A 12941-nucleotide genomic window follows, 5' to 3' on the forward strand; every position below is an offset into this window, starting at 1 on the left:
TGGCTAACCGGTATTTATTTTTGCGTTTTTCTCCATTCGTCCAACTGACGCTGAACCTCGGCAAGCACCTTGTCGAAGCCCGCCGCTTTCATTTTTTCTTCACGCAGCTTCAGTATCTTGTCAGTATCGTCCAACCCGTTGTCGAGGATCGGCTGGAACTCTTTTTCGATGGCGGTCAGGCGAGCCATCTCGTTCTCTACACTCGTACGGTCAAAATTGAAGGAAATCAGCGGATCAATCTGTGCCGTCTCGTTGACCTTCTTCGTTTGCTCCCATACATCATCCGGCTGTCCCGGAAGCAGATAGGAATTAAATACGTTCCCCACGATCCAGCTCGGCAGCTCATAGCTTCCCGGTTTCTTCTCGATGCGTTTATCCCCAATTTTGGTATAGTCTGCCCCTTCGATGCCAAAAGACAGCAGATTGATCAGATCCTTATCGGTGTTGACCAGATGAATAAGCTGCATAGCTAGCTCCGGCTTCTTGGAGGTCGCGCTGATTGCTGTCAGTGTCGATAAGGCGGCGCTGCGCCCGATAATGGGCTTGCCGGTTGCCGTCTGAACGACATCAAAGCCATAGGCTGCCCTTAACTCGGCGTCACCGCCAGGCTTTTGGCGACCGTAGCGGCTGAATATTTTACCCGCCTTGATCAGACTCGTTTCATCCTTCAAGGTTGCGACGTCCTGTGGGAAGTACCCCTTCTGATACCATTCACGGAAGGCTTTGTATTCATCGACGTAATTTTGCGTTTTGTCATAAACTTTCCAGGTGGCGGTATCGATAGAGAACAGATTCTCCACATTCGGCACATAACTATTGAAACCAAAAGAAACGGTGCCCGCACGCAGCGGTATAATGGCCGGCTCTTTTTCCTTCACGGCGGCGTACAATTTACCAAGATCTTCGAGGCTCTTAACATTTTGGACATCTAGCCCGTACTTTTCGGCAATATCCTTCTTGAACCAAATGCCGTCCTGGCTGACCATGATCTGATTGTTTGGAATCCCGTACGTATGTCCCTTCACCTTCACGGCGTTCCAGACTTCCTTGCGCAGGATGGTTTGAAGATCCGGATATTTCACCAGCATGTCGTCCAGCGGGATATAGGCCCCACGATCTACATTGTTCAAGTAATTATTGGCCCACGCTGATGTAAATGCCAGGTCATACTCCTCTCCCGAGGACATAATCAGCTGCATCTTGTTATCGTAATCACCGGGATTAATAAAGCGCAGATCAAGCGTAGCGTTGATTTTGCTCTGGATCAGCTCATTAGCCTTGGCTACCACAGCCTTGGCATTCGCCGGCTCGCTGTAGCGAACGTACCAGATCAGCTTCTCCGGTGGTCCCTTTGTTGCTTCTGCAGCAGTCGCTGCCGGGGATTGCTGCGGTGTATCTGCACTTCCGCACCCCGCCAGCAGGGACCCTGTCACCATCAAGCCAGCCAGCGATAGCCCCCATCTCTTCTTCATCTTCTGCATATAAACCCTCCCTGATCTAAAAGTCCAGTGAATCGGTGGTGGTCGTTAGGGTGAACCTTCGATCTTCCAATCGCTGCTCCACCCCGCAAAGTGACGATAAGCTCTGTAGTTGATTCCGATTACTTTGCGGTGCCCCCCGTCATGATATCCCTTGGAATGTATGACGAGGTTGGAATCTGTCTTCAAGAGGCGACCGCTATGCGTTTCCAGATTCAAAGGTTCCCCTCCGCTTGTGATTCACTGGAATTTTTAATAAGTATATCTTAAAACCGGCGGACCGGCTTTAATTCGGATTCATCCTTTCACCGAGCCTACGGTAAGCCCCTTAGCGAAGTATTTCTGAAAAAACGGGAATACGAACAGCATCGGACCGATAGCCAGTATACACATCGCCATGCGCATATTCTCTGTCGGCAAATTCGCCGACGCGGATAAATCGACCATCACATTGTCCTGCATATTTTTGGTAATCTCGTTAATGTTCTGCAGCATCACCTGCAGTAAATATTGCAGCGGATACATATCCTTCTGCGAAATAAACAGTAAGGCCGGGTACCAGGAGTTCCAGTACGTCAGCAGCTGCATCAGTCCGATCGTCGCCAGCACGGGCTTGGATAGTGGCAGGATGATACTCATGTAGATGCGCAGCTCGCCCGCTCCATCAATGGTGGCCGATTCCGCCAGCGCCTCAGGCAGCTGCTGGAAAAACGTCCGCATCAGGAACACGTACCAGACATTGCCGAGTACCGGAATGATCAGAGCCGCATACGTGTTCTGCAGGTGCAGATAATTGGTCATCAGGATATAGAATGGGACAAGCCCGCCGCTGAACAGCATCGTAAAAAACAGATAGAACGTAATGATCCGGCGGTAAGCGAAATCTTGGCGTGACAAGGCATAAGCACACGTCGATATCATAACCAGAGATATGATGGTGCCTGCCGCTGACATGATGAAGGTCACCTTGTAAGCATTTATAAGCGTCATAGGGGTAGAAAAGATAAATCGGTAAGCCTCCAAATCGAGCTTCACCGGCAGCAGCCGGTAACCGAATTGCGCGATGTCCTCGTCATTAGACAAAGAGATGGAGACAATCGAAATAATCGGAATGATGAAAGCGACGCTTAGCAAAATCATGAATATGTGCGAACAGCCGGTAAACCAGCGCTCCGCGATCGTTGCCCGCATGAGAGGCCTCCTTTCCTAGAACAGCGCGTTGTCTGAGTTGATTTTTCTCACTAAGGCATTCGTTCCGATGACGAGCACGAAGCCCACGCAGGACTTGATCAGGCCGGTTGCGGCCGACATGCCGATATCGCCGTTCACGGTCAAAGCGCGGAAGATATAAGTATCAATAACGTCCGTTGTCGCATAGACCGTCGTTGAGTTCATCGGCAGCTGATAGAACAAGCCGAAGTCTGCCTCCAGAATTTGCCCAACGGCAAGAATCGTCAGTATCGTTATGATCGGGTATACGAACGGCAGCGAAACGTGGAACATCATTTGAAACTTACTGGCACCGTCTATTTTGGCCGCCTCATAGTAGGTAGGGTCTATGCCCATCAGAGCGGCGTAATAAATAATAGCCCCCATCCCAATCTCCTTCCATAACTGGGCGATCGGAAGAATGTAGACCCACGGCCCTGCCAGATTGTAATAATCCAACGGCGCATAACCCATCCATTCCAGCAGTTGGTTCATCATCCCGGATCGGGGATTCAAGAACGCGTAGGCCATATACGCCACAACGACCCATGAGAGGAAATGGGGAAAGAACATCACCGTCTGGTACGCCTTCAGCAGCTTCCTGCTCGACATCTCATAAAGCAGCAGGGCAATCAGCAGGGCCCCCGCCAGGTTCAAGGTGATAAACGCCGAGTTGTACGCCAGCGTATTCCGTACGATACGCCATAGATCCGGTGAATCCAGCAAAAATTTAAAATTACTGAAGCCAATCCATTCGCTGCCCCATATGCCCTTATTAAACTGAAAGCGTTTAAAAGCAACGATGGCACCGAACATCGGAACATATTTAAATACGAATATGAAGAGAACCATGGGTAGCGTCAGCATCAATAAAAAGCGGTTTTTGCGGAATTGCTTCCACCATCCGGGAGTGCCTGCCTTTATCTGCTGAGCTCGGGTCTGAGGCTTCATGGCAGGCTGGACCTTGCTCATACGTGTACACCTCCTTTGCTCGAAATTGTTGTGCCTGTCGTGAGCTTATCATATGTCATTGAAGCGCTCGGATGTAAGGGGCAAAATCGGGGAATTGGTGTGAAAGTGCGGTGTACACGGTGAAAAATGGTATGAAATAGCAGCAATTTGCGAAAAAAAACCTCTGAACGGAGGGTTCAGAGGAGAGAAAGAGCCTGCTCAGGATTTATTGAGCTGATCGATACTGAGCTTCAATCGGTACTCCGTCGGTGTGGCACCCGTCAGCTTCTTGAAGATGCGAAAGAAGTATTTCTTGTTCTCCCAGCCAATCCGTCCGATGATCTGGTCGATCGTCAAATTCGTTTCTCCAAGAAGCTGCTTCGCCTTCTCCACCCTGACATGTGTAATGTAATCGCCCAACGAATGCGAAGTTCGTTCGCGGCACAGCTTGTTCAGATAAGCGGGCGTCAGATTGAACAGGTCGGCGATTTGATGCGGCGAAAGCGCAATATCGGCATAATGCTCCTCAATATAGCGGAGCGCCTCCGACACGATCAGGTTTGTTTTTTCATTGGGGATCCGGTTCATACGTGCGGCGATAGCCTCGAATAATCGGCGAAACTCGTCGTCCATCTCCGCAAAGGTTTCCATCCTCTTCAGCTTCCTGTCAAACTCAGTGAAGCTAAGCCCGAAGGAAACGGTACGTTTGCTCTCCATCGTATGCAGAAGGTTGAACACGGAGGAGGATAAGTAGGAGACAGCGAACATCATGTTGTCAGGGTCACACCGATACAGCAGCTCCCTTAGCGAGTTGTAGGCTACCTCCGCCTTGTCCGGCTTGCCCTCTTGAATCCCCTCCAGCAGCTGATCGAGCAGCGGATGATTCATGTTGAAAAAAAACGGCTCCGCGGCTCCGCTCTCCTCGCAGAATAACAGGCATCTGTGCCCGGCCTTGATTCTGTTATGAGACAATTCAACCGCATCCCGGTACAAATACGGTATTTCGCGCATTGTTATGGCGGACTCGCTGACAAAAGCGGAGAAAGCCGATCCGCAATAATGTTCAAAACTCATCCGGGCTTGCCGCAGCAGCTCCGCCAGCGCTTCTTTCCACTTCGGAGCAGGCCACTCATCCTCATCTACAATCATCATCACCGCAATCCGGTCTTCTCCCATATCCACCGTTTCACACGCGAAGCTTGCGTGGATAATTTCACCCATAATATTTGTTAGTGCATAGCGCAGCAGCGCACGGTCGGATTCATTATACTTTTCACAGAAATCTGCATAGCGGTCTATGCGCAGAACGGCAACGACCCAGTGGCCATTCGGATTCATCCGAACCCCGTACGCCTGCAGCCATTCGTCCTCATTCCTGCCCGGCGGTAATCCTGTTCGCATGAAGTCCTCCAGCGCCTTCTGCTTGAGAGCGAGCCAGTTGCTGTTTCTGAACTGCTGAAGATCAAGCAGCTTATGGCGCGTCGTAGAGAACACCTCCGAGATCATCTCGAACTCGTTGTGGACGGCCGCACTATCCCCAGCCGGAATATGCGGGCTGAACTTGTTGCGCAGCATGCGTATAGGTGCGTACAGGTTACGCGTCAAAACCACGGCGGCTATTAGGCAAAGCGTCAGCATCATGACGCCAATACCGATGGCCAAGCTCTTCACACGCTCCGCTGTTTGGGCGACGGTGTCGAAAGGCGTGACCCCTACCAGCTTCCAACCCAGCAGCTCACTGTGTACATAGGTCACCACAGAGGTATCCCCTTCCAGCTGAGCGGTGAAATAACCCGATGACTGCGGCGATTGAAGGATTTGGTTGACATAATCCGTATCGCCGATATGCTGCAAAAATAGCTCCTGATTCGTATGGGCAAATACCTCACCTTCGCCGCCAAGAAACCACAGGCTTTTCATATCCATGATGCCTGAATCGTCTGCTGCCACATTATGAAGGAAGCTCTCCACTTTGACATTAATAATAAGAGCGCTCTTCAAGGTACTGCCATCCCGGAAGAACTCCGGAAGCACATAAGTAAAAACCTGCGCATCCTTGTTCGGCTGCTCTTCCGTATGCGCAATGAATCTGGGGATAGGAGTCAGGCGCGGAATCGGTGAACCCGCTTTCAATATGTCGTCGATCTGCGGATCGAACAAGCCACCCTTCCGGATGACCGGATTGGGCCCCATCACATAATACGTATCGCTTCTCGCGTTGTACACATACATGGACTCCATATAAGGGTTCGCTTCGAGCGCCAGATCCAAGGCGCGAATGCTGCCCAGCGTTTCATATACGGATAATTCCTCCCCGTACATCAAATTTTTGACATCGGTGTTGCCGGTCAGTGAGACGGAATAGCTGCGGATGTATTTATGAATTTGCTCAGCGTTATGAATCACCTGCTGCATCAACGATTCATTAAGCTGATTAACGACCTTAATATTGTAGCTCCTGAAGCTTGTGTACAGAAGGACCGATAAGATGAGAACAATGAACGTCGTGAAGAACGTGATCTTAACGATCATATTGAAAAAGTAATTGGGTAGCCTTTGCCTCATATGCGCTGATCTCCCGTTCATTTGGTGAATTTTATTATAGCCGCTGCCGCCATGACTGGATAGAGCCTCCACGCAATTTACACCATTTCTTTATTTCTACACTCCAATCCGCTGAAAGCGCCCCCGAACGGAGAGCAAAACAGTAAAAATCCCTCACTGTTGTCCCCAACAAAATAAGTTTGCCCCTCCCGCGTCCCCACAACGCCCAAATCCCACGCCCCACAAGGCTCCACAGCCCACTCCCCTATACCCTTTCACCCTTTAAACAACTTAAAGTTTGCCGCTGAACAGGAGTAATACAAAAGATCCAATCAGGATTCCGCCGCGGGAACAGAAGTGGAGAAAAGGTCTACCGACACACCGTGCTACAGTTTGCAAGATATGCGGTAGGAAAGCAGGCTCGTTCCGTCCATCCGCGGGCTTTTCCTTTAAGTCCCGCGGAGTCAAAAACGGCGCATCCGTCTCGATCATAAGCCGGTTGGGCGGAATCATTCGGACAAGGTCCCACAGATGTTTACCTCTTCGTTCATCGCAAATCCATCCGGTGATCCCGATATAAAAGTCCATTTCAAGGTATGCCCGAAGCTCAGACCGAGTCCCTGTAAAACAATGGACAACCGCCTTTTTGACCCCATGTTCCTTAAGAATCGCAATAAAATCTGAAAATGCCTCCCGCTCATGCAAAAACAGTGGCATGTTTAGTTCAAGCGCCATACGAATTTGCTCGGTAAACCATTTACGCTATGAAAAAAGTGCCCGAATCCACAGAAAGATTCAGACACCCTATCATGATTATAAACGCGGATCGATCTCCCGCTCCTGCGCCACCTCAAATAGCAGATTAACCGCTACCTCTTTATAAGCCTCATGCTCAGGCGTAATTCCTTCAAATGGCACCGCCAGCATTCGCATCCCAAGCTGGTACTCATTAAGTGAGGTGCGAAGCTTTTGATTCACATTCTTCTGCTTGAGCAGCTTGCGGTATTTATGCGGGAACCTGTAATCATACCCGTAAATGATGGACAAATACTCGGGATTCCGCACCTTCATATAAGGTACCGTTTTTCCGTTCCATATCTCGGGCTTGATCACAATACCCTCCATATGGTTCTCCATCGTAAGCTTGGAGAAGAAACGCTCCGCATTCTCCAGGCAGTCCGGCTCGGCCAAATCCAACATGAGCGCCTCGTCCTTCGACAGAAAACCGTACATCTCGGAGGTCTTCCATTCCGGAATTTCTTCCTTACCGTCTTCATAAACAATCTTCAGAACGGCAAACGGCTTATACTCCATGGCTTCGTCTTCCGCATACAACTCCAGCTGCCTTCTATACGTCTGATAAGCATCTACGTGCTCAGTTAGCGGGACATAAGTATCCCTGATTTCATGGACGTACTTGTAGTTTTGGTACACACTAGGGCCATACTTTTCGCTTAAAGCGGACTTCGCGATATGATGCTGGTCTTTTTCAAAACCGCTCGCCTCATATTCGGCAATGAGATTGCTAAAGGCTTCCTCAAAACCGTTTTGCTGCAGGAACGTAAGCTCTGTCTCCAACGCTTTTTCAATGGGCTTGAACTGCCTTTCGATCAGTCCTTCGCCCAGCGCCTTCCACGGCAGAAGCTCTCCATCCAGAATCATCATGGCAATTTTCCGCTCTTCCATAAAACCGCCGAATTTCTGCAGCAGCTTGCCGTAAATCTCCGTTAAAACCACATGATTAATCTTGTAGCCGTTGCGGCTGACCGCAAAGCACTGCTCCAGATCTTTATTCAAATAAACGTTGCATCTCGAGCCCATATATTTGGGCTGCAGGGCGACTTGCTGAACGCCGCGTTCCCTGAAATAATCGAGACCGCGTTTCAACGATTCCAGTTCATTCGTCTCTTCATTCTTGTCCGCCGGTGACATCGTACCTGAGATGAAATTGATTCTATTCCGCGAGCAATAGTGGAGTCTGCGGATGTCATCCTCACCGAGGTCTTGAACGGAAACCTTTCGTTCCACCTTGAATAAAGTTTGCAGTTCCTCGGTAATCACCGCTTGGCTGGACTTCCGGGACTTCATAAACGGTTTATACGAAATACTGACGGAGGTCAACAGGTTGCCTTGTACGCTGCCCGTGTCGATATGAATCTTATTACCGATCCGGAAAGACTGCTTGGCCGCGACGTGCCCGAACACGTGGTACGGATGATTTTTGACCGATTCCTCCTGCAGAAAAGCAAGCTGCCCCTCCAGCGGCGCTTCCCGATCGATTCGAAAATTCCTTTGATGCCTGACCGAATTCGTATCCAGTTTGCCGATGTATTTATTCCGGCACGGGGCGTGAGTGACATAGAAGGACGGCCCCTTAGTCCCCACATACCAAAAAAATGGCTTCGAAATCGAGACCAGGTGCTGAAATTTCTCCAGCAGTTCCGGATCGTTCAATAATACCTGTGTCGAGTCAAAATACGTATGGAGCAGCTCCTGATCAACGCCGTTAATTTCGCCCTTCATATACTTGTCGACGAAATTTTCGTGATTTCCAAGTACGAAGTAAAAATGCTCCCGGTTATCATACAAAAACTGAACGATATCGTTAGTTTGCTTACCCTTGTCTATCCAGTCTCCGACCAAAATGATCTTGGTTTGCTTCAGCTTATCGGTCACAACCAGCTTGCCCGCTTCAATCTTATATCCGTGATCGAGCAGCAGCCCCTTCAAATCGTCCACACATTCATGAACGTCGCCAATGATGATGTACTGCTGATCTTGAGGAAGAATGGTTGCCAAGTAAGCATCCAAATCCCCAACGATGATTTGGTACTCCGAATTCGCCCTTCCCTCTTCGGCCACATAAAAGTCTTTAGCACGCACTTTATGAATCTTACCGTATCCCTCACGGGGCAGCGAACCGAGAACCTCTTTTTTCAGCCGGTTAATGTGGTTCGTGATCAGCTTCTTCGAACGCTCCGACGCGTAGTAATCTTCCCTCTTCCGGTAATCAAAGACGATGACCTCGAGGTTGTAGTTGTTTTGAAATGCAATCTCCTTCACTTTTGCCCGAAAATCCTCAGACAACCCGGTTGTATCTACGACAACAAACTCCGCATTGACCGGGAAAGATGTCACCATCTTCAGTCTTTCAAACAGCAGGTGAAAAGCTTGCTCGCTGGATTCGAGCATCACCTGATCATACTTGTCGTATTCATATCCAAGTACCTCTTGGCGGATCTGGTCGGAGGACAAATATTGGACATTGGCCCTGACATTACGGCTGGTATCCTCAAAACGCAGCCCCGGAATCAGTACTTCCTTGGCAAACGTCGTTTTGCCGCATTCCGTAGACCCGACCAGCATGAAAATCGTGTGAACCCTCGTTTGAATCTCCATATGTCAGGCCCCCCTTTTCTTGAGAATAACGCCCTGCGTAGTTTGGATATTGTTCACGCCGTCTCCGACAGCGACAAATTCGGCATGCAGATTCGTTTCCTTAATCACATCGCGCATCCATTGTTTAAAAGATTCTTCGCCCATCTCCCACTTGTGGTCGTCATGCCGGAAATCGCTCAACTCGTAGTACCGGTTAAAGTCAGCGTTGGGCGTTGTAATGATGAAGTTGTCAAAATCGACATGTGCACAGATTTGATGAATCAGCTGCCTGGCCTCGTCCTGACTCATATGTTCAATGACCTCTGTCAAAATCACATCAACCTGCTCCCCATTGTAGCCTTCCAGGAACTGATCGATCGAACTAAATGTGACGATGTTGTCGATCTCTCTTGCCTCCGCTTTACGCTGTACTTTATCCAACAGATCTTCATTGATGTCGACCGCATAGTAGTTTCCCTCGATTTTTCCGGCAAAAGGGAGTGCATAAAACCCTTCTCCGCAACCTACATCCAAAATCGACTTATCGAAGGTCAGTGCGCTACCGATATAATTTCTCCGCTGGAGTGCCGTACCGCCGTAGGCGAATTGAATATCATAGCGATCCGTTTTCTCGAGTTCCGCTTTGTATTTTTGAAAACGGTCTCTAGTAGACAAGAAATTCCGCACAAAGAGGCTGCGAATATAAAACGGCGCATCAATCACATTCATGCTCTTGATGTATTTATCCAGGATGCTGTCTGAGATATCGATATATTCGTTTCCGAACATCGAGAGGAACAAGCACAGCACACTTACGGCATGGAGCAGCTGATACAGGCTCTTTTGTGTCGTAATGGTAAGAGAATAGCTCTTATGAGCTTGATGGGCGATTTCGAAAGAGAAATCCTTTAAATGCTTCTCGAAAAACTCAATGTACCGAACCAGTTCGATATGTATCATATTGATAAAAAAAGTATGCTCGTAGCCTTCAACGTCCCTCTCATCTTGTACCTTAAGCGGCGTAGAGAAGAATTCGTTAATCGCATTCAGCGGAAATAAGGGCGTGTTGTATCTCGATACGTTAAGATACTCGAAGTTCTCATTTTCGTGCTGCTTATAGGAAATCTCATTATCCGCATCTTTAAAATACACATTAAAAGTCTGCTGATCGGTGTACCAGCCGTACGCCATACCTTTGCGGACCGAGCGAAGCATCATGCCGGAATTCGGATTTTTCTTGATCAAAAATGAAAACTGCGGATTGGTGGATCTGACTTGGACGATTGCCATCTCAATCTACTCCTAAATTACAAATTGGGAACCTTTTGGGAACCTTGCGAGATACCTTAATTGGTAACCTGTTATTACGCTTAATGTGGAAAGATCATCGAGGAAATAGGTCGGATAGGTACAGACTGCTCTACCGCTGAGCTATTCCGCTTTTCAGCGGAAGTTGGATTCGAACCAACGACATGTCGCTTACCAGGCGAAGTAACCCATCCATGCGCCTCGATGATCTTGGTCACTGATCGTATTTTTGCTTACTTATATGCAAACGAACAGGGTGAAAGTATTACGAAGCCGGAAATTCTAACCAAATTTTTTTTAATAAATGTTATCTTCAGGCTCCTAATCATCTTAGGGCCCTATTCCAGCAAGCTGGGCTAGGTTTAACGGATAGCACAAAAAATAGAACACCTGTTTCAACAAGTGTTCCATTCACAATTTTCGCTGGGTACGTGGTCAAAATGTGGTCAATTGGTTGTCCCTCTGTCGTGTGGAGAAAACATCGCTGTTTAATTAAAAACATATTCTCCTTCACCAATCCGGAGGGTTTTCCCTTTTAGCATTGTTGAATCCGTTTCAAAAATCACCTGTTTGAATTGGTTCTCGTCCCCTTTTACGAACTCAAAATACTTTTCGCCAATCTTTAGGGTGACGGATTTGTCTTCTGACTCTGCGACAGACAATCCAAATAAATCCCCCCAATGCGAAGCGGTTGCCGCTGGATCTGAGACATGGAATACCGCTCTTTTGATTTCGGCATGACCCGCAGGATGCGGCTTAATGATGCCGGATGACGTTAATTGCTCCAATCTTTCTGCATCCGTCCCTTTCCATTGAATAATAAACGGATAGACTAACCCTTGAAAGTCACCATCAATGGTCATCATACGCCATTCTATTAATCTGCCGTTCTTATCCAGACGTTTGCCGTCCATAATAGGGGACAATATTAAGCCAGTTGCTCCTAAGGAAGCAGCCATTTCTTCAATATCATCGGTCCGAATCACGACTCTGCTCAAGATTTCATGCTCCGGTAATGCGTCAACCGCATCTTTCACCACACGGTTATGTTCCGTTGCCTTCGCTAATTCAAGATTCTCAATACCTAGAAACTCGATATAGGTTATACCAAAGTAACTTAATGTATTAAGGGTTCCCCATTCCTTATGGGAACCTCCCTTAAAGGCAACTAAACCGTGCTCTCCAAAGATTTCAACCGGTTTGTCCAGTTCTTTGACATAATGAACAAGATGATCCCAATGTTTTGTTGCCATTGTCTACCCCGCTCCTAACTCCGTTGTCCGCTTTACGGCTGCTAAGACACTTCTTTGTAGGCCGGCAGCGAAATCACTGTTGTTCAGTTCGTATAATCCGTGAATGCCTACACCGCCGGGCGAGTTATTAATGTCAAGCAACTGCCTCGGATGCAAGCCGGACCGTTGAAGCATGGCAACAGCTCCGGTTAGATTTTCCAGCACAACCTTCCACGCTAGCTCCCGTGGCAAACCGGCGAGTACACCGGCATCCGCAAGAGATTCAATAAAATAATAAATATAATTCGGTCCTGCCACACCAAATCCGGTGAAAATATCTATGAATGCTTCGTCCAAATATTGTACTTTTCCGAATCCGAGCAGAAAATCGTGTACTTGATCTTGCGTTGCGTAGGCATTTAAGGCAACCCCGCTATAGCCGTATCCCGTATCCGTCAAAGTATTTGGAATGACCCGAAATATGGGACGATCGGCTCCAAAAAAGCCAGCCAGCTTCTCAATCGTTACACCCGCCACAATCGAAACGATTGCGGCGGATGGTGCAGCGAATTGATGAACAGCTTGTCCTAGTGCAGTCAAATGATCCTGTGGCCGTACGGCAAGCACAATCATGTCGGCTTCAGGGAGAACCCTCTCTCGAGAACGGTCCGTATTTATTCCGTAAGATTTGCTCAGAAATTGAAGACGTGCCTCATTGATGTCAGTGACGCTGATTTGATCTGCAGATACCGTTTGATTGGATATAACAGCGCGAATGATGGCCTCAGCCATTTGTCCGCCGCCGATAAAATGAATCCGTTTCTTTGTCATCCCGCCACAT

At 48.4% G+C, this 12941-nt stretch carries 9 protein-coding genes, 1 tRNA gene and 1 pseudogene; all 11 read right to left on the reverse strand.

Features of this window, described 5'->3' with window-relative positions:
* Positions 1 to 14: 14 nt before the first annotated feature.
* The 11 genes and pseudogenes from QMO62_RS14655 to proC all read right to left on the reverse strand — a co-directional run bounded on the left by QMO62_RS14655 (position 15) and on the right by proC (position 12931).
* On the reverse strand, positions 15 to 1481 hold the full coding sequence (locus QMO62_RS14655) for an ABC transporter substrate-binding protein (protein WP_284642014.1): 1467 nt from the start codon (positions 1479 to 1481) through the stop codon (positions 15 to 17).
* A gap of 45 nt (positions 1482 to 1526) precedes the next feature.
* Positions 1527 to 1697: a hypothetical protein gene (locus tag QMO62_RS14660; RefSeq protein ID WP_284642016.1), complete on the reverse strand. Its 171-nt coding sequence runs from the start codon at positions 1695 to 1697 to the stop codon at positions 1527 to 1529.
* A 78-nt stretch (positions 1698 to 1775) separates the two neighbouring features.
* Entirely contained in the window at positions 1776 to 2669 is an 894-nt protein-coding gene (locus tag QMO62_RS14665) for a carbohydrate ABC transporter permease (protein ID WP_284642018.1), read from the reverse strand.
* Between the two features lie 15 nt (positions 2670 to 2684).
* Complete coding sequence (locus QMO62_RS14670; RefSeq protein ID WP_284642020.1) at positions 2685 to 3659, reverse strand: ABC transporter permease; 975 nt, start codon at positions 3657 to 3659, stop codon at positions 2685 to 2687.
* A 198-nt stretch (positions 3660 to 3857) separates the two neighbouring features.
* Complete coding sequence (locus QMO62_RS14675) at positions 3858 to 6203, reverse strand: AraC family transcriptional regulator (RefSeq protein ID WP_284642022.1); 2346 nt, start codon at positions 6201 to 6203, stop codon at positions 3858 to 3860.
* A gap of 270 nt (positions 6204 to 6473) precedes the next feature.
* A pseudogene (locus QMO62_RS14680) lies at positions 6474 to 6944 on the reverse strand (TatD family hydrolase); the annotation flags it as partial.
* A gap of 51 nt (positions 6945 to 6995) precedes the next feature.
* The gene (locus QMO62_RS14685) at positions 6996 to 9581 is read right to left on the reverse strand and encodes a metallophosphoesterase (RefSeq protein ID WP_284642023.1); all 2586 of its coding nucleotides are present in this window, start codon (positions 9579 to 9581) and stop codon (positions 6996 to 6998) included.
* Positions 9582 to 9584: 3 nt separating this feature from the next.
* Positions 9585 to 10850 carry a class I SAM-dependent methyltransferase gene (locus QMO62_RS14690; protein ID WP_284642025.1) on the reverse strand — a complete coding sequence of 422 codons (1266 nt, stop codon included), beginning with the start codon at positions 10848 to 10850 and terminating at the stop codon, positions 9585 to 9587.
* Between the two features lie 154 nt (positions 10851 to 11004).
* A tRNA-OTHER gene (locus QMO62_RS14695) sits at positions 11005 to 11069 on the reverse strand.
* Positions 11070 to 11356: 287 nt separating this feature from the next.
* Complete coding sequence (locus tag QMO62_RS14700; protein ID WP_284642027.1) at positions 11357 to 12121, reverse strand: VOC family protein; 765 nt, start codon at positions 12119 to 12121, stop codon at positions 11357 to 11359.
* Between the two features lie 3 nt (positions 12122 to 12124).
* Positions 12125 to 12931, reverse strand: coding sequence for a pyrroline-5-carboxylate reductase (gene proC, locus QMO62_RS14705; RefSeq protein WP_284642029.1), 807 nt, complete (start codon positions 12929 to 12931; stop codon positions 12125 to 12127).
* Positions 12932 to 12941 lie beyond the last annotated feature (10 nt).

It is taken from the genome of Paenibacillus silviterrae (genome assembly GCF_030167925.1).
Taxonomy (GTDB): Bacteria; Bacillota; Bacilli; order Paenibacillales; family NBRC-103111; genus Paenibacillus_G; species Paenibacillus_G silviterrae.

Excerpts from the sequence above, each read along its gene's own strand:
- QMO62_RS14690 (WP_284642025.1), bottom strand. The coding sequence starts at position 10,850 with ATGGCAATCGTCCAAGTCAGATCCACCAATCCGCAGTTTTCATTTTTG.
- proC (WP_284642029.1), bottom strand. The coding sequence starts at position 12,931 with ATGACAAAGAAACGGATTCATTTTATCGGCGGCGGACAAATGGCTGAG.
- QMO62_RS14665 (WP_284642018.1), bottom strand. The coding sequence starts at position 2,669 with ATGCGGGCAACGATCGCGGAGCGCTGGTTTACCGGCTGTTCGCACATA.
- QMO62_RS14685 (WP_284642023.1), bottom strand. The coding sequence starts at position 9,581 with ATGGAGATTCAAACGAGGGTTCACACGATTTTCATGCTGGTCGGGTCT.
- QMO62_RS14670 (WP_284642020.1), bottom strand. The coding sequence starts at position 3,659 with ATGAGCAAGGTCCAGCCTGCCATGAAGCCTCAGACCCGAGCTCAGCAG.
- QMO62_RS14700 (WP_284642027.1), bottom strand. The coding sequence starts at position 12,121 with ATGGCAACAAAACATTGGGATCATCTTGTTCATTATGTCAAAGAACTG.
- QMO62_RS14675 (WP_284642022.1), bottom strand. The coding sequence starts at position 6,203 with ATGAGGCAAAGGCTACCCAATTACTTTTTCAATATGATCGTTAAGATC.
- QMO62_RS14655 (WP_284642014.1), bottom strand. The coding sequence starts at position 1,481 with ATGCAGAAGATGAAGAAGAGATGGGGGCTATCGCTGGCTGGCTTGATG.